Annotated in this window: 23 protein-coding genes and 1 pseudogene; 12 read left to right on the forward strand and 12 right to left on the reverse strand. The window is 65.3% G+C overall.

The features are described from left to right. Positions 1-26: 26 nt before the first annotated feature. Positions 27-419, reverse strand: a complete 393-nt coding sequence (locus tag CVN68_RS06100; RefSeq protein WP_100281404.1) for a hypothetical protein — start codon at positions 417-419, stop codon at positions 27-29. 74 nt (positions 420-493) lie between these two features. Then, entirely contained in the window at positions 494-1,168 is a 675-nt protein-coding gene (locus tag CVN68_RS06105) for a protein-L-isoaspartate(D-aspartate) O-methyltransferase (RefSeq protein ID WP_100281405.1), read from the reverse strand. Between the two features lie 269 nt (positions 1,169-1,437). Here CVN68_RS06105 and CVN68_RS06110 point away from each other — a divergent pair, with 269 nt between their 5' ends. From CVN68_RS06110 to CVN68_RS06135, 7 genes and pseudogenes are all read left to right on the forward strand, one after another. Next, a complete protein-coding gene (locus tag CVN68_RS06110) occupies positions 1,438-2,388 on the forward strand; it encodes a nucleoside hydrolase (RefSeq protein WP_158298760.1) in 951 nt (316 codons plus the stop codon). A 20-nt stretch (positions 2,389-2,408) separates the two neighbouring features. Beyond that, positions 2,409-3,872, forward strand: a complete 1,464-nt coding sequence (locus tag CVN68_RS23070; protein WP_158298761.1) for a hypothetical protein — start codon at positions 2,409-2,411, stop codon at positions 3,870-3,872. Continuing rightward, on the forward strand, positions 3,872-5,560 hold the full coding sequence (locus CVN68_RS06115) for a multicopper oxidase family protein (RefSeq protein ID WP_158298762.1): 1,689 nt from the start codon (positions 3,872-3,874) through the stop codon (positions 5,558-5,560). Before CVN68_RS23070 ends, CVN68_RS06115 begins: the two co-directional genes overlap by 1 nt. 247 nt (positions 5,561-5,807) lie before the next feature. Continuing rightward, complete coding sequence (locus CVN68_RS06120; protein WP_199560221.1) at positions 5,808-6,992, forward strand: efflux RND transporter periplasmic adaptor subunit; 1,185 nt, start codon at positions 5,808-5,810, stop codon at positions 6,990-6,992. A gap of 10 nt (positions 6,993-7,002) precedes the next feature. Further along, positions 7,003-10,185, forward strand: a pseudogene (locus CVN68_RS06125) (efflux RND transporter permease subunit). Further along, entirely contained in the window at positions 10,182-11,618 is a 1,437-nt protein-coding gene (locus tag CVN68_RS06130; protein WP_100281408.1) for an efflux transporter outer membrane subunit, read from the forward strand. The pseudogene CVN68_RS06125 and the gene CVN68_RS06130 overlap by 4 nt, the downstream one beginning before the upstream one ends. A 66-nt stretch (positions 11,619-11,684) precedes the next feature. Beyond that, positions 11,685-12,314: an energy transducer TonB gene (locus CVN68_RS06135; protein ID WP_233503605.1), complete on the forward strand. Its 630-nt coding sequence runs from the start codon at positions 11,685-11,687 to the stop codon at positions 12,312-12,314. 4 nt (positions 12,315-12,318) lie between these two features. Here CVN68_RS06135 and CVN68_RS23075 read toward each other — a convergent pair whose 3' ends face one another. From CVN68_RS23075 to CVN68_RS06155, 4 genes are all read right to left on the reverse strand, one after another. Further along, positions 12,319-12,603 (reverse strand): hypothetical protein, encoded by a 285-nt coding sequence (locus CVN68_RS23075; protein ID WP_158298763.1) that lies wholly within the window; start codon positions 12,601-12,603, stop codon positions 12,319-12,321. Between the two features lie 17 nt (positions 12,604-12,620). Then, entirely contained in the window at positions 12,621-12,890 is a 270-nt protein-coding gene (locus CVN68_RS06145; protein WP_100281411.1) for a YegP family protein, read from the reverse strand. Further along, positions 12,887-13,096: a hypothetical protein gene (locus CVN68_RS06150; RefSeq protein WP_100281412.1), complete on the reverse strand. Its 210-nt coding sequence runs from the start codon at positions 13,094-13,096 to the stop codon at positions 12,887-12,889. Before CVN68_RS06150 ends, CVN68_RS06145 begins: the two co-directional genes overlap by 4 nt. A gap of 114 nt (positions 13,097-13,210) precedes the next feature. Next, the gene (locus CVN68_RS06155; RefSeq protein WP_100281413.1) at positions 13,211-16,027 is read right to left on the reverse strand and encodes a glycoside hydrolase family 31 protein; all 2,817 of its coding nucleotides are present in this window, start codon (positions 16,025-16,027) and stop codon (positions 13,211-13,213) included. Positions 16,028-16,236: 209 nt separating this feature from the next. Here CVN68_RS06155 and CVN68_RS06160 point away from each other — a divergent pair, with 209 nt between their 5' ends. The 3 genes from CVN68_RS06160 (at position 16,237) to CVN68_RS06170 (ending at position 18,031) form a co-directional block, all read left to right on the forward strand. Beyond that, positions 16,237-16,464 carry a hypothetical protein gene (locus CVN68_RS06160; RefSeq protein ID WP_100281414.1) on the forward strand — a complete coding sequence of 76 codons (228 nt, stop codon included), beginning with the start codon at positions 16,237-16,239 and terminating at the stop codon, positions 16,462-16,464. 4 nt (positions 16,465-16,468) lie between these two features. Further along, positions 16,469-16,993 (forward strand): gamma carbonic anhydrase family protein, encoded by a 525-nt coding sequence (locus CVN68_RS06165; protein WP_100281415.1) that lies wholly within the window; start codon positions 16,469-16,471, stop codon positions 16,991-16,993. 84 nt (positions 16,994-17,077) lie between these two features. Next, positions 17,078-18,031, forward strand: coding sequence for an NAD(P)H-dependent flavin oxidoreductase (locus CVN68_RS06170; RefSeq protein ID WP_100281416.1), 954 nt, complete (start codon positions 17,078-17,080; stop codon positions 18,029-18,031). A gap of 42 nt (positions 18,032-18,073) precedes the next feature. Here the strand turns inward: CVN68_RS06170 and CVN68_RS06175 are convergent, their stop codons facing one another. From CVN68_RS06175 to CVN68_RS06185, 3 genes are all read right to left on the reverse strand, one after another. Further along, positions 18,074-19,126 carry a serine hydrolase domain-containing protein gene (locus tag CVN68_RS06175; RefSeq protein ID WP_199560222.1) on the reverse strand — a complete coding sequence of 351 codons (1,053 nt, stop codon included), beginning with the start codon at positions 19,124-19,126 and terminating at the stop codon, positions 18,074-18,076. Between the two features lie 120 nt (positions 19,127-19,246). Then, positions 19,247-19,705, reverse strand: a complete 459-nt coding sequence (locus tag CVN68_RS06180) for a DUF1465 family protein (protein ID WP_100281418.1) — start codon at positions 19,703-19,705, stop codon at positions 19,247-19,249. 76 nt (positions 19,706-19,781) lie between these two features. Then, complete coding sequence (locus tag CVN68_RS06185) at positions 19,782-19,979, reverse strand: YdcH family protein (RefSeq protein WP_100281419.1); 198 nt, start codon at positions 19,977-19,979, stop codon at positions 19,782-19,784. Positions 19,980-20,142: 163 nt separating this feature from the next. Here CVN68_RS06185 and CVN68_RS06190 point away from each other — a divergent pair, with 163 nt between their 5' ends. Beyond that, complete coding sequence (locus CVN68_RS06190; protein ID WP_100281420.1) at positions 20,143-20,295, forward strand: YdcH family protein; 153 nt, start codon at positions 20,143-20,145, stop codon at positions 20,293-20,295. A gap of 104 nt (positions 20,296-20,399) precedes the next feature. Here CVN68_RS06190 and CVN68_RS06195 read toward each other — a convergent pair whose 3' ends face one another. Next, on the reverse strand, positions 20,400-20,780 hold the full coding sequence (locus tag CVN68_RS06195) for a PilZ domain-containing protein (RefSeq protein WP_100281421.1): 381 nt from the start codon (positions 20,778-20,780) through the stop codon (positions 20,400-20,402). 108 nt (positions 20,781-20,888) lie between these two features. After that, a complete protein-coding gene (gene dksA, locus CVN68_RS06200) occupies positions 20,889-21,359 on the reverse strand; it encodes an RNA polymerase-binding protein DksA (protein ID WP_100281422.1) in 471 nt (156 codons plus the stop codon). Between the two features lie 351 nt (positions 21,360-21,710). On the opposite strand from dksA, the gene CVN68_RS06205 reads away from it, so the two are divergent. After that, the gene (locus tag CVN68_RS06205) at positions 21,711-22,691 is read left to right on the forward strand and encodes a hypothetical protein (RefSeq protein WP_233503606.1); all 981 of its coding nucleotides are present in this window, start codon (positions 21,711-21,713) and stop codon (positions 22,689-22,691) included. An 87-nt stretch (positions 22,692-22,778) separates the two neighbouring features. On the opposite strand, the gene CVN68_RS06210 is transcribed toward CVN68_RS06205, so the two are convergent. After that, entirely contained in the window at positions 22,779-23,291 is a 513-nt protein-coding gene (locus CVN68_RS06210; RefSeq protein ID WP_100281423.1) for a host attachment family protein, read from the reverse strand. Positions 23,292-23,356: the final 65 nt, after the last annotated feature.

Raw genomic sequence — 23,356 nt, forward strand, 5'->3', positions numbered from 1 at the left:
GCTCCTGCGAAAGCAGGAGCACATGGTCAGGGCCGGCGCGGCGGCTTGTTGCCCGGTCCGGACCCGGACCCCGGTCCGCGCTTCGGCCCTGGCCCGCCGCTCCGCGGAGGCCGGCGCTCGCCGCCTCGCGGGCGATGCGTGGGCGCGCTGGCGGCCGGAGGCGCACGACGCGGCTCGGTGCCCGGCGAGACCGAATAGCCTTCCTTGAGCAGCCGGGTGAACGCCGAGCGCACATTGGTGGCGATCGCCGACTGCACTTCCCTGGGCAGATCGGCATAGGTCGTATTGGGATGGATGCTGTTGAGCTCGCGCAGCAACGGGTTGGGAAGCCCGTTGGATGCGTCCTTCAGGGCCACGATCGAATCGAGGACGGTGGAGAACAGGATCTCCTGCATCAGGTCGGTAGCCGATTTTGCCATAGCCTCGCCTCAACGCCTGTCCCGGGCCGCGCTGTCAAGCGATGACTTGCCGGACCGGGGCACGAGCGCCGCCACTAGACCATCTCCAGCTCCGAGAACTGCACCGACATCACTTCGCGAACCGTCATGGTATCGCCGTTTCGCACGGCGCGCACGAGCCGTTGCGCACCCTGCTCGCCGATCGGCATCACCAGTCGGCCGCCCTCGGGTTTCAATTGCGCGACCAGCGGGTCGGGCAGCGTCTTCGCGGCCGCACAGACGAGGATCGCGTCGAAGGGCGCCAGCTCCGCCCAGCCCCGCGATCCGTCGCCGACGCGGATCGCGACATTTTTCTTCCCTCGCTCGCGCAGTCGCGCCTCGGCGATACCGGCGAATTCCTCGACCACCTCGACGCTCCACACCCGTGCCACGAGCTGCGCGAGGACCGCGGTCTGATAGCCGAGCCCGGTGCCCACCTCGAGCACGCTGTCGTCCTCCTCGAGGTCGAGCAGTTCGGTCATCAGCGCCACCATGAAGGGCTGCGAGATCGTCTTGTCGAAGCCGATCGGCAACGGACTGTCCTGATAGGCCAGCGGGGCGAATTGCGCAGGCACGAACAAATGCCGCGGCACCGCCAGCAAAGCCTCGCGAACGCGCACAGACGGTTCCGGACGGCCGATTTCCTCGCGCAGCAAATCGAATTCGATGTCGACCACTTCGACCATGTGGCGGCGAAGGATGGCGAGATGCGCTTCGGTGAGCGGCTTCATATCTTTTCCCCGAACGTTCGAAACATTTGAACGCACGAGGCGCCCGGCGGCAACATAGCCGGGACGAATCTCTGGTTGACATGGACGCGACTCGCGAATCTGCAGTAATCACGCAAAATACCACCCATTCTTGACACGATATTTACTTTGACAAGTTGCGCATGGTGAAAAACTGGCATAGCATCGAGTCCAGCGCGCAATTTTATTGATGCTCTTGGGGGATTGTCATGGCCGAAGTCCCGCCTGCTTCTGTTGCCGTCGACTCAATGATGCCTCTGGTCTTCATTCACGATGCTGCGATCGACGATTTCGTCGCGACGCTGCTGATCGAAGCGATGCCGCAATTCGATCTGAAGGGCGTGATCATCGCCAATGCCGATTGCGTGCCCCAGCCCGGCATCGAAGTGGCGTCGCGGGTCAATCAGTTCATGGGCAAGCCCGATCTGCCGCTGGGCCTCAGCAAGGCGCGCGGCTGGAACCCCTTCCCCTGGCCCTATCGCGACGATTGCATCCGGCTCGGAGCAATTCCGATTCTCGCGCCCTTCCAGCCGAATGTGCCGACGCCGCCGCCTTCGGGCGACGATCTGCTGGCGGAGATGCTCGCGGCGGCCATCGAAACCGGCACTCCGCTGACGATCCTGCTCACCACCGGCTTCACGCCGCTCACCGAAGTGCTCTCGGCCCGGCCCGAACTGGCGCAGGGGATCGGGCAGATCGCATGGATGGGCGGCGCGCTGGAAGTGAAGGGCAACCTCGATCCGGCGACCACCGATCCGGCGGTCGCCAACCCGCATGCCGAATGGAATGTCTTCTGGGACCCCTTCGCCGCCGACGAAGCGCTGGCGAGCCTGAGCGAGATCGCCGTGTTCCCGCTCGACATCACCGACACCGCCGCGGTCACCCCGGCGCTGATGGCGACGCTCCAGGCGCAAGGTGCCGAGCACAGCTTCTCGCAATTCGCCTATGAGGCATATGGCCTCGTCTCGGACGAGCCGTTCTACGACATGTGGAACGTCACATCGACGGTGTGGCTCGATGCGCCAGAACTCTATTCGGCGCCGCGCCGGACACCGTTGCAGGTCGTCCAATGGGGCTTCGAGCAGGGCTGGCTGCAGTCCGCGCCGACGTCCGGCCGGCCCGCGCACAATGTCTATCTCAGCTTCGCCGACCAACCGGGTTTCTACGATTATGTGACCACGCGCCTCGCCCGATCGGCGTGACGCAACAACAGGGGACGAACATGGGGAAAGCGTTTCGGGGCACCGCCACCCGGGCGACGGGGCTCGCTGCCCTGTTCGGGCTCGTCGCGATCGGCACCGCCGGGTGCAAGCAGGCCGAGGCGCAGGGCGGCGGCGCACCCGCCGCGGCGCTCGCCTTCCGCGACTCGGTCGACAATCCCCCGCCCGGCCCCGGCCGCGTGTTCAGGCTCAGCGCCGATTACCCCAAAGCGATGCCCGGCCCGTGCGCCGAATGCGCGTGGCTCAATATTCCGGTCAGCTTCGACACGAACTTCCCGCCCAAATCCTCGCCGAACGAATGGACGCAGGGAAAATGGGCGGATTATATCGGCGCGATCCTGACCTATGTCCGCCAGGGGCAGGACCCCAATCTGGCCGATGCGGTGGGCTTCCGCACCGATATCGGCGGCGGCACCCGCTGGTTCAACGTGCCGTGGATGGCCTATGATCCCAGCGTCGGGCGCGAGTTCCGCCACGGCACCACCAACGAGCGTACCGCCGAGCTCGAGGATCTGGTCGGCCCCGACGGCAAGCCGCTGCCGGCGGACGCGGATTCGATCGGCGCCGCGCACTTCCTCCCGCAGATGACGACAGCCTGCAAGCAACGTTATCCGCGCGGGTTCGAGACCTGGTCGGTCGGCTATTACAATCCGCATGGCGGCTATGCGATCGGCAAGGCGATCCCGAAGGACGGGGTGCCCAAGGTGGTCGACTATATGGGCGCGCCGATGCCCGACGGATTGCCCTTCCCGGTAGGCACCGCGGTGGTCAAGGTGCTGACCACCAACGCGCCGGTCGATTGCGTGCCGTTCCTCGCCGGCTCGCCCGAATGGCGGGTCAACCGCCACGTGATGAACCCCAATACCAAGGAATATATGTGCAAGCGCGAGGTTCAGGTCTCGCGGATCGTCCAAATCGACGTTGCGGTCACCGATCCGCGCTCGCCGACCGGCTGGGTCTACGGCACCTACGCCTATAACGGCACCCAGAAGGGCGCGACCTTCTGGGACCGGCTGACTCCGCTGGGGGTGCAATGGGGCGCCGATCCGTGGACCTTCCCCGCGGTGCCCAAACGCGACAGCCTGGCGCTCCAGCAATCGGTGGCCAATCCGAAGCTCGATATCTTCCAGCACATGGGCTGCCAAGGCCGGCTCGCCGGGCCGGTCGACAATCCGCAATCCTCGTGCATGTCGTGCCACAGCAGCGCCTATGCCGCGCGACCGGGGGCGAAATCGGTGATGGGCACCAACGTGCCGCCCTCGTTCGGGTTCGACGGGCTGTGCACCGCCTATTCGGCCGACAACGCCGCCTATTTCCAGACGACGCGCCCGCCACAGAGCTTCCCCGGCGGCAAATATCCGCATGCGATGTCGCTCGACACCTCGCTCCAGCTCGAAGTCGCGCTCCAGCAATATGGCCAATATGCGACCTCGAAGGCGCCGCAGCCTTGCAAGGATCCGAGCTGATGCCGGCGCCGGTATCGCGCCGCGACCTGCTCAAGGGAGTCACCGTCGCGGCGGTCTCGGGTGTCGCGCTCGCGCCGACCGAAGCAAGGCAGGCAAAGGACGGCGGCGCGTTCTTCGAGCTGCGCTGCGGGTTCAAGGAGGTGATGCTCGACGGCAACAAGGTCCGGCTGCGCGCCTATAATGGCCAGGTGCCGGGGCCGCTGATCACCACGCGGCCGGGCGACACGATGCGGATCCGGCTGAAGAACGACCTGCCGCGCTACGATTCACGCGGGTGGAACGGCGATCACAATGTCCCGCACAAGCTCGATACCACCAACCTCCACGTCCACGGCATGGACGTGATCCCGCATCTGTTTCAGCCGCTCGGCACCAGCGACCCGCTCGCACCGATGATCGGCATCGGCCCGGGCGAGCATCTCGACTATACATTCGAGATTCCGGACGATCACCCGCCCGGCCTCTATTGGTACCATCCCCATCATCACGGCTCGACCGCGGTGCAGGTCGTCACCGGCATGGCGGGTCCGATCATCGTCCGCGGCAAGATCGACGAGGTCCCCGAGATCAAGGCAGCGCGCGACATCGCGCTGGTGATCAGCGACGTGGGGCTGTTCCCCAGCGATACCGACTCGAATCTGTGGACCTATGAGCCGAAGCAGAACGCAATCTGGCAGACCTTCGGCGGCAACGTCACGATCTACAACCCCAAGACCGGGCAGGCCGAGCCGACCAAGCTCAAGGGCGGCTTCACTACCGGCGACTATGCGCTGCGTTATTACCTGATGAACGGCGAGCCCTTCTTCAAGGAAGTCCATGACAACGCCAATCCGACCAGCCCGACTCCGAATCAGCTCAAACCCCAGCGCATCCGCATGCGTCCGGGCGAAGTGGTCCGCTTCCGCATGCTCAACGGCTGCTCGGACAATCTGATGCCGATCCTAGTCGAGGGCCACGACCTGCATCTGATCGCGCTCGACGGGATCAATTTCGACGCGGTGCGGACGATCCCGCCTTATGGTGCCGACGGATCAGGCCAGGTGATGCTGTCGCCCGCCAACCGCGCCGAGTTCCTGATCAAGGGCAATAGCAAGCCGGGCATCTATCGCATCCTCCAGCTCGCCCAGTCGCAGCAATTCCTCGCCAGCCCGCAAAAGGTGATCTGCGAGATCGAAGTCGCCGGCACGCCGATGAACATGGCGCTGCCCACGAAACTGCCGCCCGCCGCGCGCTATTATCCGCTGATCAAACCGTCCGAGATCAAGAACATCCGCACGATCGAGTTCGGCGGCGCCTTCCCGGGGGTGGTGAACCCGTATGTCGGCATCGATTTCCTGATCAACAACATGCAATATGGCGAGCGCGCGGTGCCGACCGTGGTCACTCTTGGCGACACCGAGGAATGGCATCTCGTGGTCGAGGGCGCGCATCATGGCGGCACCGAAGGCCATCCTTTTCACATCCACGAGATCTCGTTCGAACTCATCTCGATCAACGGCGTGCTGCAGCCGCCGGGCACCTTCATGGACACGATCTGGGTGGCCAAGGACACCACCGTCGTCGTGCGGATGCGCTTCATCGGCTGGCCCGGAAAGACGGTCTTTCACTGCCATATCCTGCCGCACGAAGACACCGGGATGATGCAGAACTTCCTCATTCTGCCGGCGAACGGACCGGGGCACCACTAAAGCGCCTCGTTTCCTTTGCGGAAACACCACACGCGCTCCGTCTTCTGACGAAGTCCTTGATCCCGGGCAGCGCACGAAGGTCCGCGCAGCCCCGGATCCTGGTCTTCGCCGGGAGCACGAAGGAACGGCTGCGATCGTGCCGGGCGCTACGGCCGGGCGACCTATTGCATCCGTACCGATAGGTACGAATCTGCTTGCAACCCCGGCTGACGGCGTTACTTGCTGCAGCGCAAGAAAGGGGAAGTCTGTGCGGCTCGTACTCGGGATTTTCGGATTGTCGTTGCTGGCCGGATGCGGCGGAGAACAGGCGCCGCCTGCCCCGCCTCCCGCGCAGGTGACCGTCGCCACGCCGGTACAGCGTGAGGTTGTCGACTGGGACGACTATACCGGCCGTTTCGTCGCCCCGCAGGACGTCGAGATCCGCCCGCGCGTCAACGGCGTGGTCACTGCGATCCACTTCCGCGACGGGCAGGACGTCCGTCAGGGCGCGCCCTTGTTCACGATCGACCCGCGCCCCTATCGCGCCGCGCTCGCCCAGGCACAGGCACAGGCGACGCGCGCCAACGCGGCGCTTTCGAACGCCCGCCAGATCACTGCGCGCAGCCGCAAGCTGGCCACTGCGCAGGCCGTCAGCACCGAGGAACTCGAAGCGAACATCGCCGCCGAGCGCACCGCCGCAGCCGATCTCGCCGCCGCCCGCGCAGCGATCGACGCAGCCCAGCTCAATCTGAGCTTCACCACCGTCCGCGCGCCGTTCAGCGGCCGCATGTCGGATCGCAAGGTGAGCATCGGCGATTCGGTCGCCGACGGTCAGACCATCCTCACTCGCATCGTCTCGCTCGACCCGATCTGGTTCGAGTTCGAGGGCGCCGAGAGCTTCTACCTCAAGAATCTGCGCCAGGATCAGCGCGGCGAGCGCGGCTCTTCGCGCACCACTGCCAACCCGGTCCAGATCCAGCTCGCCGACGAGAGCGAATATCGCTGGAACGGGCGGATGGAGTTCCTCGACAACGCCGTCGATCCGAACTCGGGCACGATTCGCGCGCATGCCGTGGTGCAGAACCCGAACCGCTTCCTCACGCCCGGCATGTTCGGCCGCGCGCGGCTGCTCGGCTCAGGCACCTACAAGGCGATGCTGATCCCCGACGAGGCGATCGTCACCGACCAGACCCGCCGTCTCGTCTATGTCGTCGGCAACGACAACAAGGCCGCGCCGCGTCCCGTCGAAGTCGGCGCGACGGTGGAAGGCCTGCGCATCATCCGCGATGGCCTCGCGCCGACCGACCGCGTGGTCATTACCGGCGTCGGCCGGTTGCAGCCCGGCGCACCGGTCTCTCCGGTCAAGGGTGTGATCAAGGCCGATCCGACCAAGCAGGCCGCGCCGACAGCTCCGACGCAGGAGCCGGCCTCGGGCCAGGCGACTGTCCGCTAAGGACCGATCGATGAAATTCCCCCATTTCTTCATCGACCGGCCGATCTTCGCGGCCGTGCTGTCGATCCTGATCGTCATCATCGGCGCGATCGCTTATCCCTCGCTGCCGATCGCGCAATATCCGAGCATCGCGCCGCCGACGGTGGTGGTCACTGCGACCTATCCCGGCGCGAGCGCCGAGACCTTGGCGGAGACGGTCGCCGCGCCGATCGAGCAGGCGATCAACGGCGTCGAGAACATGATCTACATGACCTCGTCGTCGACTGGTAACGGCCAGACGCAGATCACGATCGCGTTCAAGCAGGGCACCAACGTCGATCAGGCGCAGGTGCTGGTCCAGAACCGCGTCCAGCAGGCCGAACCGCGGCTGCCCGAGGATGTCCGCCGTCTCGGCATCACGGTGAACAAGAACTCGCCCGACTTCCTGATGGTGGTGTTCTTCACTTCGCCCGACAACAGTCTCGAGATTCCCTATATCTCGAACTACGTCACGCTGCAGGTACTCGACCGCATCGCCCGCGTGCCCGGCGTCGGCCAGGCACAGGCCTTCGGCGGCCGCGACTATAACATGCGCGTATGGATCGATCCCGGTCTCGCCGCCGCGCGCGACATGACCGTCGACGAAGTCGTCAACGCCATTCGCGGCCAGAGCCTCCAGGTCGCCGCGGGCGCGGTCGGTCAACCGCCTTACGGCAAGGCCAGCCCCGCCTTCGAGCTGGGCGTCCAGGCCAAGGGGCGCCTGAGCACCCCCGAGGAATTCGGCAAGGTCGTGGTCAAGCGCGATACCGAGGGCCGGCTGACCTATCTGCGCGATGTCGCGCGGATCGAGCTCGGTGCGCAGGATTACAGCTTCAACGGCTATCTCGGCGGCAAGAGCGCCGTCGGCATGGGCATCTTCCAGATGCCCGGATCGAACGCGCTCGCCACTGCCGACGCCGTTAAGAAAGAGCTCGACACGCTCGCCGCGAGCTTCCCCCCGGGAATGAAATATTCGATCGACTACAATCCGACCGAATATATTTCCGAATCGATCAGCGCAGTCGAGCACACGCTGATCGAGGCGCTGATCCTCGTGGTGCTGGTGGTTCTGATCTTCCTGCAGAGCTGGCGGACCGCGCTGATCCCGATCATCGCAATTCCCGTTTCGCTGGTCGGTGCCTTCGCGGTGCTGCTCGCCTTCGGCTATTCGCTCAACACATTGTCGCTGTTCGGGCTCGTCCTCGCGATCGGCATCGTCGTCGACGACGCGATCGTCGTCGTCGAGAATGTCGAACGCCTGATGGAAGAGGAAGATATCGGCCCGCGCGAGGCGGCGCACAAGACGATGGACGAAGTGTCGGGCGCGATCATCGCGATCTCGCTCGTGCTCGTCGGCGTGTTCGTGCCGACGATGTTCATCCCCGGCATCTCGGGCGCCTTCTACCAACAGTTCGCGATCACCATTGCCTCGGCGACGATCATCTCGGCCTTCGTCTCGCTGACCCTGTCGCCGGCTTTGTGCGCTCTGGTGCTCAAGAAGCCCGACCATGACAAACCGCCACGACCCGGCCTGCTGGGGCTCCCCGGACGCGCAGGCAAGAAGTTCAACGCCGGATTCAGCTGGCTCTCGAAAAAATATAGCCGCCTCACCGCGCGGCTGGTGCGCATGCTGTTGATCGTCGGCGTGGTCTATGTCGCATTGATCTTCGTCGTCGGCTGGCGGTTCACTGCCACGCCGAGCGGGTTCATTCCGCCGCAGGATCAGGGCTATCTGATCGGGGTGGTCTCGCTGCCGCCGGGCGCGTCGCTCCAGCGGACCGATGCCGTGGTGCGCGAGACGATCAAGGAATCGCTGAAGCTGCCCGGGGTCCAGACTTCGATCGGTTTCGCCGGCCTCGACGGCGCGAGCTTCTCGACCGCGCCCAACGCCGGCGTGGTGTTCTTCGTGCTCAAGCCGCACGCTGATCGCAAGGAGAGCGCCGACGAGATCCAGCAGGCGCTCTATCCGGCGCTGGGCGGGATCAAGGGCGGCGACATCATGGTGATCGCGCCGCCGCCCGTTCCCGGCATCGGCACCGGCGGCGGATTCAAGATGATGATCCAGGACCGCAGCGGCCAAGGCTATCAGGCGCTGGCGCAGGCATCGTTCGCGATGATGATGGGGGCGAACCAGGCCGAGGGCGTCGCCGGCGCCTTCTCGCTGTTCAACGTCGGCACGCCGCGCCTCACCGCCGACGTCGATCGCGACCGCGCCGAGCGGATGGGCGTGCCCGTCTCGAACATCTATTCGACGCTCGGCTCCTATCTGGGCTCTGCTTAAGTCAACGACTTCAACTATCTCGGCCGCACCTACCGCGTGACTGCGCAGGCCGACGCCGCCTATCGCGACGACGCGTCTGATATCCAGATGCTCAAGACGCGCTCGGCCTCGGGCAAGATGGTGCCGATGAGTGCGGTGATGGCACTCAAGAACGATGCGGGTCCCTATCGCGTGGTGCGCTACAATCTCTATCCCGCCGCCGAGCTTATGGGCGACACCAAGCCCGGTTTCTCGACCGGCCAGTCGCTCGATTCGATGGAGGCGCTGGCCAACCAGACCTTGCCCAAGGGCATGGGCTTCGAATGGACCGAGCTCGCCTTCGAGCAACGCCAGGCGGGCAATACCGGCGTGATCGCGTTCGGCCTCGCAGTGGTGTTCGTCTTCCTGCTTCTCGCGGCACTATACGAGAGCCTTGTGCTGCCGCTGGCAGTGATCCTGATCGTGCCGATGTGCCTGCTGGCGGCGATCGTGGGCGTGAATATAATGGGAATGGACAATAATATCCTGACGCAGATCGGCCTCGTCGTTTTGATCGGCCTGGCCGCGAAGAACGCGATCCTGATCGTCGAATTCGCGCGGCAGGGCGAGGAAGAGCAAGGGCTCGAACCGCGCGCCGCGGCCGAGCAAGCGGCGCATCAGCGTATGCGGCCGATCATCATGACTTCGATCGCCTTCATCCTCGGCGTGCTGCCGCTGGTGATCGCAACCGGCGCGGCGGCGGAGCTTCGCCAGGCGCTGGGCGTCGCGGTGTTCTTCGGGATGATCGGGGTGACCTTCTTCGGCCTGCTGTTCACCCCCGCTTTCTATGTCGTGGTCCGCAAGCTCGCGAGCTGGTCGGAGAAGCAACGGGCACGGTTGAAGCGCAGCAAGCCCGAAGCGGAGGCCACGGCATGAAGCGTCTCTCGCTACTGGCCGCCGGCCTGCTCTCCGCCTGCGCCGTCGGGCCGAACTATGAGCGTCCCGCGACGCCGCCGACCGCGGCCGGGACGTTCGTCGATCCCGGCGTCACCAAGGTCTCGACCGGTGCGGCCGAGGGCGAATGGTGGCGACTGTTCCGCGATCCGGTGCTCGACCGCCTCGTCGTCGACGCACTGGCGCACAATACCGACATCCGCGTCGCCGCCGCTAATCTGCGCCGGGTGCGTTCGCTGCTCTCGGAAACGCGCAACCAGCGGCTGCCGACCACTGATGTGAGCGCGCGCTACAACCGTCAGCGGTCCGGCGCGAACACGACCAATATCCCGGGCGCGCAAAGCGCCGAGTTCGACTTCTTCCAGGTCGGGCTCGACGCCGGCTATCAGGTCGACATTTTCGGGCAGGTCTCGCGTTCGATCGAGGCCGCGCGCGGCGATGTCGGCGCGGCGCAGGCGGCGCTCGACGCAGCCCGCATTGCAGTCGCCGCAGAGACTGCGCGCGTCTATGCCCAGGCGTGCGGCTTCGCGGCGCAGGCGACGGTAGCGCGCGAGACCGCGCAGCTGCAGGATCAGACGCTCGGCCTCACCCGTCGGCTGCTCGAGGCCGGCCGCGGCACCCAGCGCGACGTCGACCAGACGCTCGTCCTCGCCGAGAATGCCCGCTCGCAGGTCCCACAGTTCGAAGCCGAGCGTCGTGCTGCGCTGTACGCGCTTGCGACGCTGACCGGCCGTCCTCCAGCAGAGACCGATGCCGCCGCCGCGCAGTGCGCGACGCCGCCGCAGGTTAGCGGGCTGATCCCGGTGGGCGACGGCGCCGCTTTGCTCGCGCGTCGCCCCGATGTCCGCCAGGCCGAACGCTTGCTCGCCGCCGATACCGCGCGGGTCGGCGTCGCGACTGCCGCGCTCTACCCGTCGATCCGTCTGCTCGGCTCGGTCTCGCTCGGCGCACAGGACATCGGTGATCTCGCAAAGTCCGACTCGTTCAGCTTCTCGCTCGGGCCGCTGATCAGCTGGAGCTTCCCCAATTTGGGCCAGGCGCGCGCGCGCCTCCGCCAAGCCGAGGCGACGTCCGAAGGCTCACTCGCCAGCTTCGACGGCACCGTGCTCACGGCGCTGCGCGAAGTCGAACAGGCATTGGCGCGCTATTCGGGTGAGATCGAGCGCAACGTGGCGCTCCGTCGTGCCGAAGCGGCGGCGAACAACGCCGCGCGGATCGCCGGCCTGCGCTTCTCCGCCGGCCGCGATACCCTGCTCCAGCGCATCGATGCCGAGCGCGACCGGGCCAGCGCCCGCGCCACGCTCGCCCAGTCGAACGCCGCGCTGGCGGAGGCGCAGGTCGCTTTGTTCAATGCGCTGGGCGGCGGCTGGGAAGCCGCCCCTGCGCCCGTGCGCCGCGAGCCTGCCGCAAACTAAAGGCGCCATTGCCTATTCTCTGGCGCCGGACCATTCTGCAGGCGTCCAGTTCGAAGGAGGCCGATGATGATCGTCTTGTTGTTCGCAGCCTTGCAGTCCGCTCCCGTCGCCGTAGCGCAGCCGCCGCGGTTGCTCGATACGCAACCGGCGATCAGCTATGACGACTATCCGGTCGAAGCGATCCGACGCGGCGAAGCGGGTGTCGTCTCGGTGCTGCTCAAGGTTTCCGACGAAGGTAAGGTGACGCAGTGCGAAGTCACCGAATCGAGCCTTTCGAAACCGCTCGATGAACAGACGTGCAACTTGTTGACGCGGCGCGCGCGCTTCGCCCCGGCAACCGATGCGAGCGGCCGCAAGGTCGCCGGCCAATACCGCCTGTCCACGCCCTGGGGTCTCGAAAAGGAGCATCAGCCACGCACCGCGGTCGAGGCGGTGCTTCAGGTTGCTGAGTTGCCAAGTGGCTATGATCGACCGGTCAAGGTCCAGCTTGTCTATTATGCTGCAGGCGCGCCTCGGGACTGTGCGGTCATGACCTCGAGCGGCAGTGCTCTCGCCGATCGCACCGCCTGTCATTATGCCACCCGGACCTTCTCGGCCGAGGCACCCAGGGGGCGCTCCAGCTCGGTCCCCGCCGCTGCGGTACGCTATTTCAGTGCCAGCTTCGTCGTTGATAAGGGCAGTGTCGCGGCGAACTAGCCGATCAGGCGCTGGCGAGACCGCGGTCGGGATTTTCGCTGAAGATGCGGGTGTCCTGCGCGGCTGTCGCAAGCTCGGCATCGCGCGTCGCAATGACACGGAGCTTGCGCCGCTCGCGGTGCTCGGCGGCTACGGCTTCCTTCGCCCAAGCTGCGGCGGCTGCTTCGGCCTGAATGCGGACGCTGTCGAGCGTCGAGGCGGCTGCGCGGGCACGCTGGAGCGCTTCCTGCGCGCGGCATAAAATCGATGATGGGGGAATGAGACGTCCTTTCGATGAGGGCACGGGCACAAAGGCGGCCTGCTGGATCAGCCCTGAGCTGAACTCGCGCGCACGGTGGCCGTTCCCGCGCTTTTGCGCAGCGCATCGACTGCGGCTTCGCATTCGCGCTGGCTGCCGAACCCGGTGCCGGAGGTAATGGTGAGACCCGCGCTCGAGCGAAAGCGCCAGCGCCAATCCTCGCCCGAAAACAGGATTGAGGTGAGTTTCACTCGATTGGCCCGATAGATTTCGAACCACGCGCCGGTGGGATCCGGATCCGGATCGGCCGAGGCTTGGACGGTCGGCCGTGACGTCACGGCCGCAGCCTGGTACGCGTCACCGCGCCGGTGAGCACGCGCTTGCCAAAGGCCTTGGCGACGGCATTGGCGCCCTCGATATTCATCAGCACCACGCGGGTGCCGCGCGGATGCAAAGGCTCGATCGCGCTGATCGCTGCCTTGTGCTTGGCGGCCATGGCGATGACGTCGGCGCTCTCGGCATCGATGTTGATTGCACGCGACACGTAAGTCTCCCGTCAGAGCGGGAGCATGCACATCTCTCAGCCGCGCCTTGCTCGAACGACGTCGGCGCGATGGTCCGGATATGGGGTGCGCGCCGGTGCTTTACCAGTCCGCCGTCAGGGCCGCCGCACCGTGATCGCCGTCCCGTCATAGACGAAGCTCTGCGGCGATTCGGCAAAGTCCGGCACGACTGCGCGGCCCGGATTGTAGAAACGCACCGAAACCGCGCGCTTCTTCGCCATGCCGTCGAAACCGCCCTCGCGCGCGCCGATCGTCAGAGTCGCCCTGCCCTCGTCCCACCTCACCGGCACCCGCGCGAACTTGCCCTGCTTGTAAGCCGGGCTGGTCCCGTCATCCTCGTAGAGCGAGAAGCTGCCGTCGGCGCCGGTGAAGACGTGGAGCACGATCGGCCCGTCGGGCTGCTCGCCGACATGTTGGAGCGCGGCGCCGGTCGGCACGATCGAGCCTGCGCGCACGAACAGCGGCATGCGCTCGCGCGGTGCAGCGGCCTTGATCGTCTGGCCGCCCTTGTAGAGTATCCCGGTCGCGAAATCGTACCAGCCGGCACCCTCGGGCAGATAGATATCGCGCGCACGCGCTCCGAACTCCGTCACCGGCGCGACGAGGAATGCCGGCCCGAACAGGTATGCGTCGTCGACATTCCACGTCTTGCGGTCGCGCGGGAAGTCCATCACCAGCCCGCGCATCATCGTGCCGTCCTTGTGCCAGGTGTCGGCGGCGATGGTGTAGATGTAGGGCATCAGCCGGTAGCGCAGCTTGTCGTAAGCGACCATCGCATCGTACATCGCCGGATCCCCCGCCGCGATCTCGAATATCTCGCGTTTCGGGGTCTCTCCGTGACTGCGGAACAAAGGCGAGAATGCGCCGAACTGGAACCAGCGCAGATTGAGTTCGCGCCACTCGGCGACGTGCGCAGGGTCCTGGTTCGTGTAACGATCCTCGAGCGCGAAGCCTCCGATGTCATGCGTCCAGTTGGGCACGCCCGACATCGACAGGTTCACTCCGGCCGAGATCTGGTCGCGCAAATCGTCCCAGCGCGCGGTCACGTCGCCCGACCACAAGGCCGCGCTGGCCCGCTGAATGCCGCCGAATCCCGATCGCGAGAGGATGAACGGCCGCCGCTCGGGCTGGGCGCGGCGCAGATTGTCGGCCACGCCTTCGACATGGACGAGCGGATAGCTGTTGAACACCGCGGCGCCCGGACCCATCGCCGTCGGACCCATCTGATAGGCGCGCTCCTCGATCGACAGGTTCGAATGCCAGTCGGGCTCGTTCGAATCGAGCCACCAGCCGTCGAAGCCCTTCGACACCAGTTTGTCGGCGATCTGCTTGAAATAGAGGTCGCTCGCGCCCGGTGCGTAGGGATCGTAGAAGGTGTTGGCATAGCCCGGCCCGACCCAGTCCTTCTGCCCGGCGTCGAGCGGACGGCGATACAGAAAGCCCTTGGCGTCTAGCGCCTTGCCGTTTTCGGTGTGGGGATAGAATTTTGCCCAGACCGAGATCATCACCTGCGCATTCAGCGCGTGCGCCTCGTCGACCATCGCCTTGGGATCGGGGAAACGCGATGCATCGAAATCATGGCTGCCCCATTGATCGTCGACCCAATAGCGCCAGTCGAGAACAATGTTGTCGATCGGGATCTGGCGCTTGCGATATTCGCGGAGCACCGAGAGCAATTGCTCCTGCGTGTCGTAGCGCTGGCGGCTCTGCCAGAAGCCATAGGCCCAGGCCGGCAGCATCTCGGCCTTGCCGGTGAGCCCGCGATAGCCGGCGATCACTTCGTCCATGCTGCGTCCGCCGACATAATAATAATCGATCGACTTGGCCACGTCGGACGACAGCCACAGCGAATGACGATCGGGCTTCGCCAGCGGATCCGAATGGAACAGCGCGAGATAGCCCGCATTGGGCTCCCATTCGACACGCAGCTCGATCGCCTTGCCCGCGGCCATCGGCAATTCGAAATTGTGGAACCACGGGTTCCAGTTCTGCCGCCAGCGCGACAGCACTTCCTTGCCGTCGGCGAACACCTTCACATAGCTCGACGAATAGAGCCGGAATTTATGCGTCCCGGTCTTGTCCGGGGTGACGCTGCCGGTCCACACCACATTCTGCTTGCCGACCACCACGCCGGCGGTGTTCTGCCCGCTCTCCGGCGACGCAACGGTCTGCGCCCTCGCCGCCACGGGCCAGTTCTTCTGGTCCCTGATGAACTGATAGTCGATGAACGCTTCCTGCCGGGTGACCGCGCGCTTCTCGCCCAGGAAATAGTCCGCCTTCCACCCCGGCTTGCCGCCGCTGGTGACCTTCAGCCCCTGCCCGACATGCGCATAGGGCACCGGATTGCCGAACCGGGTGATCGACGCATTGTCCCACAGCAGTCCGTAATTGCGCGTCGACACCACGAAGGGGATCGCGATGTCCATATTGTGCTGGGCAAGTTCGACGTCCTCGCCGTTATAGTTCATCTGGCGGTTCTGGTGCTGACCGAGCCCGTAAAAGCCCTCGTCGGTGCCGCGATTGAATTGCTGCTCGGTGGCAAGGAAGGGTTTGCCGTCGGGGCTGGTCGCAGTGAAGCGCCGCCGCGCCTCCTCGGCAAGCACCAGCTTGCCCGCCGCGTCGCGGAACTGCACCCGCCCGTCGGACAAGCGGATTTCGGCCGTCGCCCTCGGCAGCTTGAGCGTCACCAGTCCCGCGGCCTCGGTGATCGCCGGATCGCCCGCCGCATCCGCGGTCACCATCAGGCTCTTCGGCAAATCGAGATCGCTCGCCGGGACCGCCGTGACCCGGAAGCTGGCATCGCCATAAGCAAGCACGCGCACGCGCTTCGCCGCCCCCTGATCCGGCGTGACGATCACGCCGTGCGCCACCCGCTCGACTTCGGACGCCAATGCCGTGCCCGACATCAGCATGGCGGCAAGTGCTGCGACCCCCGGCAAGTACCTCAAGCATCATCTCCCGATATTTTTATTCATGCTATGTATTTTCACAAAGGCAGTCCAGCCGTGCTTCGCGACCAAAGCTTGCTGCAATGCGGCGATCCGCAGAATCCCTGCATTGATGCCTTAACCTTGGCCCGCTAACCATAGCCTCGGGATCTCGTGGGGCGGGGTTTAGGACAATGACCGAGTTTTTCATCTCCATGTACGCGCTGTTGGCGATGTTCGTCCTGTTCGCTATGCAGCGCAACCAGCGCGAACAGCGGCCCAATCCGCAGATGGTGACGCTCGTCGGCTGGGGATTGTTCTCGCTCTCCTCGACTTTGGCGATCCTGCTCGGCGCCGTCGTTCTCGCGCTGATGCTGGGGCTGCACATGCCCCTCCCCGCCTTCGACGCGCCGCTTTTCTAAAGGCATGCCGCTCTACGAACTGGGCGGCCGACAGCCACGGATCGCGCCCGACGCGTGGGTCGCGCCGAGCGCCGACCTGATCGGCGACGTCCAGCTCGCCGAACGCGTCAGCGTCTGGTTCGGCGCCGTGATCCGTGCCGACAATACCCAGATCCTGATCGGTGCGCGAACGAACATCCAGGACGGCGCGATGCTGCATTCGGATCCGGGCGCGCCCTGCACGCTCGGCGAGGACGTCACCGTCGGCCATCATGCGATCCTCCACGGCTGCACGATCGGCGACCGGGTGCTGGTCGGCATGGGTGCCATCATCCTCAACCGCGCGGTGATCGGCGAGGATTGTCTGATCGGCGCCGGCGCACTGGTCACCGAAGGCAAGACCTTCCCGCCCGGTCACCTGATCATGGGCTCCCCGGCACGGGCAGTCCGGCCGCTCGACGATGTGCAAAAGGCGATGCTCAAGGCATCTGCGGCGCTTTATGCGGCCAAACAGCGCGAATATGCGCGGGAACTCCGCCGAGTCGGCTGAAGCCACTATGCGCCGATCGGCCGTGCCGTAGCGTCGCCGACAGCGGGATAGACAGGCATTCCGGTTGCGCTACAAAACCGATCCATGGCTCTTCCCCCGCTGTTCGATCGCCTCAGGCTTCCCGTCATCGGCTCGCCGCTGTTCATCATCTCGGTGCCCGATCTGGTGATCGCGCAGTGCAAGGCGGGGATCGTCGGCTCCTTCCCGGCGCTCAACGCCCGGCCACAGACCCTGCTCGACGAATGGCTGCATCGCATAACCGAGGAACTCGCCGCGTGGGACCGCGCCAACCCGGACGCGCCGTCCGCTCCCTTCGCAGTCAACCAGATCGTCCACCGCTCGAACGACCGGCTCGAGGCTGATCTGCACACCTGTGCCAAATGGAAAGTGCCGATCGTGATCACTTCGCTCGGCGCCCGGCCAGAGCTCAATCAGGCAGTGCACAGCTGGGGCGGCATCACGCTTCACGACGTGATCGACGATCGCTTTGCCCACAAGGCAGTCGAAAAGGGCGCCGACGGCCTGATCCTCGTCGCCACCGGCGCGGGCGGACATGCGGGCCTGCTCAATCCCTTCCCCTTCGTTCAGGAAGTCCGCGAGTGGTTCGACGGTCCGATCATCCTGTCGGGGGCAATCGCCACCGGCCGCGCTGTGCTCGCCGCACAGGTGCTCGGCGCCGATCTCGCTTATATCGGGTCGCCGTTCATCGCGACCGACGAAGCCAATGCCCCGGGCGCCTACAAGCAGGGCATTGTCGAGGGCCGTGCCGCCGATATCGTCTATTCGAACCTGTTCACCGGTGTGCACGGCAATTATCTGCGCAGCTCGATCGTCGCGGCGGGGCTCGACCCCGACAAGCTGCCCGAGAGCGATCCCAGCGCAATGAACTTCGGCGGCGCCAAGGCGTGGAAGGAAATCTGGGGTTCGGGCCAGGGGATCGGCGCGGTGACCGCGATCGAGCCTGCGGCGGTCAAGATCGAGCGGCTGAAGCGGGAATATCAAGCCGCGAAGGCGGCGCTGGGCCCGTCGCAGCCGTAGCGTGCACGCGCGCAGGCCGGGGTGGACGCGCTCCTGCCGCTATCAGATCGCGCCACGCTGCAAGCTGCTGGAGGTTCGGCACCCGCCGGCCGCAATCTCTTTCGCGAGTATGGCCTTCAGGATGGCTTCGGATCGACGCTGACCGTAGCCGCGCCCATAAGCGGATGACGTGACTGCCACGACAAGGCGGCAGCCTGGCACCACGTAGATCTTGTTGCCGCCGTTCCCGGACGCGAACGATACGGCGATACCGGTGTCGGCGATGCGGTAATCCTTGCGATACCAGAAGTAACCGTATCCGTCCGCATAGGGATCTTCGGCGGCGATGTTTACCTTGGGTGCAAGCATATCGGCGATCCAGCGGGTGCTGACGACCCGGTGACCGTGCGAGCGCCCGCCGTTGCGCACCATCTCGCCGATCGCCGCCATACCGCGCGTGGTGAGCCACAGATTCCCTTGCCCCTTGGTGACACCGGAAGCATCGGCGTCCCAGCGCCAGCGCGTGATCCCCAGCGGCGTGAACAGACGCCGGCCGGCAAAGGCACCCATCTTCGTCGCGGTCGCCTCGGCCACGACGACGCCCGCCGCATAGGCTGTGACCGAGTTGTAGACGTAGCGTGCGCCCGGCGGGCCGGCGCGCGGCACCGCGCGCAGGAAAGCGAGGGGATCGGGCGATTCGTCCATCAGATCCTCGTTGCCGGGCGATGCAGGATCGTCATCGAATGCGGCCAGACCCGAACGCATGGTCAGGACTTCGCGCAGCCGCACCGCGCCGATCGCGCTGCCTGCCGCGGCAGGCCAGTAACGGACGACGGGATCGTCCACCGATCGGATCGCGCCGCGATCGACGGCGATGCCGACCAGAAGCGCGGTCACGCTCTTGCCCGCGGAGCGAATATCGTGAAGCTCGTCAGACGTCGCGTCGTTATAGTAACGCTCGCCAATTGACCGCCCGTCACGCAGCACCACGACACCCCTCAGGTCGGGATGCTCGTCATGATCCCAACTGGCCAATAACGTGCTGAAGCCAGCGCTCTGGGCCTGGACATGCGGATTTGCTGCGAAGATCATTGAGACAGCGGCCCCCAGGCCCACAAGTGCGTTTGTCCCCACGTCACCCCACCCGTCGATCTGCCTGCGACGATCGATAGCATCGGCGAAGCCGATGTCAGCTACCGAACCGCCTCAGAACACGACGTCGTCCGAAGCGTCCGCCTAGAAAGAAGCCGAAAGTCGCTCGATCATACGGCGCGCGGGACTCTCGTCTCTGACCGGCTCGTCGAGCGAAGCGTCGAGGCGTGCGACGCGCCGGTGGAGTTCGATGCTGGTTGCGATGATCGCGCGCGCCTGTGTCGGCATCGCGTCGAGTGTCGCCGAGTCGGTCTCGGGCGCGTCGCCCAGCCGGCGCGACGGGGCCAGCGCGTCGCCGGGGGTCAGCTCGCCTGCTTCCACTGCCCGCTGGGTGAGCAGCCACGCGATGATGTGCATCAGCCGCGTCGTGACCTTGAGCGACTCGCACGAGAAAGTGACCCGGCTCAGCGCCTCGAGCGACTCGCGCTCGGCCCGCCCGACGACGTCGAAATAGGCACGCGCCTCGTCGGCGAGCAGCATCGCCTCGACATAGAGCGAGTCGACCAGCCTGCGATGGATCGCCGAGGTTGCCTGCTCCGTCATATGACAAAGGAGTGCCATATCGTGGGCGCCAGTTGAATGCTTAATATTGCGGCACTTGCGTCCCGCCCCGGGAGGATCACGCGATAATGTCGGGGACAAGTTCATCCTCGAGCATGCTGATCTCGTCGCGCAGCCGCAACTTGCGCTTCTTGAGGCGCGCGAGCTGGAGCTGATCGGCCGACCCGGTCTGGCCAAGCGCCTCGATCGCGGTGTCGAGATCGCGGTGCTCGGTCCTCAGCGCCTCGAGCCGCCGCTGGATCTCGCTGTCATCCATCTCCGCCCCCTTTTACGCATCACATCGTCTACGCACATCGCCGGTAACGAACCATCGCGCCTTTTCCGCGGGCTGTCGATTGCGCCCAATACAGGGGGCGACAAGCGGTTCGAAAGGTGATTTATTAGCTTCCCCCGGCGCTTATCGAAGGAGGAACGCTTCCATGCAGAACGCGCATTTCGCGGCACTCAACGCCAAGCACTCGACTTTGGATCAGCGGATCACGGCCGAGTCGCAACGGCCTTTACCTGACCAGATACTGATCGCGGAATTGAAGAAGCAGAAGCTGCGCGTCAAGGAGGAGCTCGGCCGCTAGCGCGGCCGTCCACAGCTTTGTTACGGGAGGTGTGGCCGCTTGGCCGCACCTTTCCCGACTATCGATGAAGTTTCCCGACTATCGATGAAGAATCGCCAGAGCGATCAGCGTCGCGTGAGCACCGGCTTCGCGTAGGACGTGGTTTGCGCGCCCTTGCCCACCGGCTTGCGCGCCAGCATCGGATCGATCTCGATGTCGAAGGCGACTCCGACCCGGCCGTCGGTGGCCCAGGCAATGCGCCCTTTCACCCAGCCCACCCCGCGGACTTCGATCTCGACCGGGGTGCGGATTTCGACCGGCGCGGCATATTCGGCCATCAGGCCGCCCGACGAGAGATTGCGCACGCGCACCTGCGCGACCTTGTCGTCGCCGGTGACGCGGAATTGCGCCGTCAGCATCAGGCTGTCGCGTGAACCGCTGCGCTGGCCGGCGAAATCGGCCGCGGAAAGCGCGCTCACGGTATCGGTAGAGAACTGGTCGTCCATCGGAGCTGCTCTAACGCAAATTGATCTGCCGGAATTAGAACAGCAATCCTTGACGAAAGCGTAAATTTGAAGGGCCGCGCCCTAAAAAATCGCGCGGCCCGACCAACGCTATTCGTCGCGCGAAACCCTCTCGTTGCGCTCGTGGCGCTCCTGCGCCTCGACCGTCATCGTCGCGATCGGCCGCGCCTCGAGTCGGGCGAGCGAGATCGGCTCGCCGGTCACTTCGCAATAGCCATATTCGCCTTCGTCGATTCGGCGCAGCGCCGCGTCGATCTTGGCGATCAGCTTGCGCTGGCGATCGCGGGTGCGCAGCTCGATCGACCAGTCGGTCTCGCTCGACGCGCGATCGGTGAGATCGGCCTCGCGCAGCGAGTCCGTCTGAAGCTGGTTGAGCGTGCCCGCCGCCTCGCGATAGATCGCGTCCTTCCAGGCCAGCAACTTCCCGCGGAAATAGTCCTGCTGTCGCGGGTTCATGAAAGGTTCGTCGTTACGCGGACGATATCCGTCGTCGTCGCCGTCATTCGCCGCCGCGAGAAATTGTTTTTCCGGTTCGTCGGCGCGTTCCAAAACAGTAGCCATCCCCACTCTCCACACCGGTCGCCCAAGTGGCCTGGCCGCTGGACGACTGCCTTTTGCCCGGACGCCCTATACTTGCGCGCGGAGGCATAAACAAGCGCGCTATTATGACAGGCGCGCTGACTAATTCCCGGTAACATGGAGGAAATTAGCCTCGGCTGAACAACATCGAAGGCCGACCCTCGTTAACCATGTTGCTTCACAAGTAACGATACTGGCGGGTCGCGAACCGTACCGAAACCGTACATTAACCATAAGCTCTGCGCCCCGGACGCAAAAATTAGTCCAAGAACAAGGTAAATGGCCCTCGTTTCGCTTGCGCTTAATAGTTTGTTTTGCGTTTGTTGCGCATTGATGGCGCAGAAGCTGCTGACGGTCCCGTGGGGAGCGAGGCGCCAGCAACAGGAAGAGTGGGACATCATGTCGGTTCGCATGGCTTTGGCGAAACTCTGCGCATGTGCCTGTGGCGGCGCAGTCATCGGCGGCGGCGGCGTTTATGCCGTCGAGCGCGTGACGCAGCCCAGCGTCGTGAAGCAGTATACGGTCGCAAAAAAGCGTGTCGTCCGCAAGGCGGCGGTCGCGGGCACCGTGCGCAAGAAGCTGGTCCGCCGCGTCACCACGACCACGACCCAGACGCAGCCTCAGGTCGTCGTCGTGACGACTCAGGGCGCCCCCATCCCGCTTCCGCAGCGCGAGATGCCGGCAGTGGCGGCGAGCAGCGCGGCAGCGGCGGGAGTGGTCGGCGGTTCGGGCGGCTATGGCGGCGGCTTCGGCGGCGGCTTCTTCGCCGGTGGCTTCTTCGGCAGCTCGGGGAGCAGCTCGGGCAGCAGCGGCATCAACATCGAGATTTCGAGCGGGGGCTCGTCGACCAGCAGTTCGACCGGTGGCTCGTCCACCTCGACGGGTGGTTCGTCCACTTCGACCGGTGGTTCGTCGACTTCCACCTCGACCGGAGGTTCTTCGACCGGCGGTTCCTCGACTTCGACCTCGAGCGGCGTCAGCTCCTCGACTTCAAGCGGTGTCAGCTCGTCGACTTCGTCCTCGACGTCGAGCGGCGTCAGCTCGTCGACCTCTTCCTCCACTTCGTCCTCGACCTCGTCGAGCACGTCGAGCGGCAACTGGAGCACCTCCAGCGGCTGGAGCACGTCGAGCGGCTGGGGCTGCAAATGGGGCAAGCATTGCGGCGGATCGAGCGGCCATCACGGCTCGAGCGGCTCGTCGGGCGGCCCAGAGCCGGTCCCTGCCCCGCCGATGGTCCTGCTGTTCGGCGCCGCCGCGGCGGCACTGGTGGCGCGCAAGCGGTTCGCAAAGAAGAAGGCTGCGGCCGAGGCCTGAACGTCATCCCGGCGCAAGCCGGGATCTCGGCCCGCACGCCGTTCGCTCGCTGCCCAAGGCCCCGGCTTTCGCCGGGGCAGCGGCGCGCTACTCCGCCTTTAACAACGCTTCCTCGATCTGCGGTACGGTGTGCCCGGTCAAATCCTTGCCGATCTCGCCCTTCAGCCGATCGCTCACTTCCTTGTGATAATGTTTGCGCAGCTCGCCCAGCGTCCTCGGCGGGGCAATGATGATCAGTGATTCATATTCGTTGTTGAGCGCGCGCCGCTTGAGCATCTCGGCGGTCTCGGCGGCGAACCTGTCTTCCTCGAGCTGGTGATAGTCCGCCTCGCCCATCGTCCCGCCCGCGGTCGCGAACTGTGCGCCGCCGCCCTGCGCGTGCATCGATCCGCCCTGCGCGGCTGCCGGTGCCCCTGGACCCGACCGAGTGGAGGAGGATTGGCCGGCCAGGTCGGTCTTCTGGTCCGAATCCTTGGGGTTCGGGTGGATTTCCTTGTCGACGACCTGCAGGTTCGGAAACGCGCTATCGCCCTCGTTCCGCAGGAACAGTATCTTTCGCCCATCGGCGACCAGAACGACTGCATCATGGGGAACCTGCATTATTCGTCTCCTCGTTTTGGATGTGGGTCCCCAACGCAGCCGCACCGCTCAGGGTTGCGCAGGCC

The sequence above is a fragment of the Sphingomonas psychrotolerans genome (genome assembly GCF_002796605.1).
GTDB lineage: Bacteria > Pseudomonadota > Alphaproteobacteria > Sphingomonadales > Sphingomonadaceae > Sphingomonas > Sphingomonas psychrotolerans.

Coding starts and splice junctions, on each gene's coding strand:
- CVN68_RS06205 (WP_233503606.1), top strand. CDS start 21,711: ATGGCGCAGAAGCTGCTGACGGTCCCGTGGGGAGCGAGGCGCCAGCAA.
- CVN68_RS06115 (WP_158298762.1), top strand. CDS start 3,872: ATGCCGGCGCCGGTATCGCGCCGCGACCTGCTCAAGGGAGTCACCGTC.
- CVN68_RS06170 (WP_100281416.1), top strand. CDS start 17,078: ATGGCTCTTCCCCCGCTGTTCGATCGCCTCAGGCTTCCCGTCATCGGC.
- CVN68_RS06210 (WP_100281423.1), bottom strand. CDS start 23,291: ATGCAGGTTCCCCATGATGCAGTCGTTCTGGTCGCCGATGGGCGAAAG.
- CVN68_RS06190 (WP_100281420.1), top strand. CDS start 20,143: ATGCAGAACGCGCATTTCGCGGCACTCAACGCCAAGCACTCGACTTTG.
- CVN68_RS06155 (WP_100281413.1), bottom strand. CDS start 16,027: ATGCTGATGTCGGGCACGGCATTGGCGTCCGAAGTCGAGCGGGTGGCG.
- CVN68_RS06195 (WP_100281421.1), bottom strand. CDS start 20,780: ATGGACGACCAGTTCTCTACCGATACCGTGAGCGCGCTTTCCGCGGCC.
- CVN68_RS06180 (WP_100281418.1), bottom strand. CDS start 19,705: ATGACGGAGCAGGCAACCTCGGCGATCCATCGCAGGCTGGTCGACTCG.
- dksA (WP_100281422.1), bottom strand. CDS start 21,359: ATGGCTACTGTTTTGGAACGCGCCGACGAACCGGAAAAACAATTTCTC.
- CVN68_RS06185 (WP_100281419.1), bottom strand. CDS start 19,979: ATGGATGACAGCGAGATCCAGCGGCGGCTCGAGGCGCTGAGGACCGAG.
- CVN68_RS06165 (WP_100281415.1), top strand. CDS start 16,469: ATGCCGCTCTACGAACTGGGCGGCCGACAGCCACGGATCGCGCCCGAC.
- CVN68_RS23070 (WP_158298761.1), top strand. CDS start 2,409: ATGGGGAAAGCGTTTCGGGGCACCGCCACCCGGGCGACGGGGCTCGCT.
- CVN68_RS06110 (WP_158298760.1), top strand. CDS start 1,438: ATGCCTCTGGTCTTCATTCACGATGCTGCGATCGACGATTTCGTCGCG.
- CVN68_RS06135 (WP_233503605.1), top strand. CDS start 11,685: ATGATCGTCTTGTTGTTCGCAGCCTTGCAGTCCGCTCCCGTCGCCGTA.
- CVN68_RS06130 (WP_100281408.1), top strand. CDS start 10,182: ATGAAGCGTCTCTCGCTACTGGCCGCCGGCCTGCTCTCCGCCTGCGCC.
- CVN68_RS06160 (WP_100281414.1), top strand. CDS start 16,237: ATGACCGAGTTTTTCATCTCCATGTACGCGCTGTTGGCGATGTTCGTC.
- CVN68_RS06105 (WP_100281405.1), bottom strand. CDS start 1,168: ATGAAGCCGCTCACCGAAGCGCATCTCGCCATCCTTCGCCGCCACATG.
- CVN68_RS06100 (WP_100281404.1), bottom strand. CDS start 419: ATGGCAAAATCGGCTACCGACCTGATGCAGGAGATCCTGTTCTCCACC.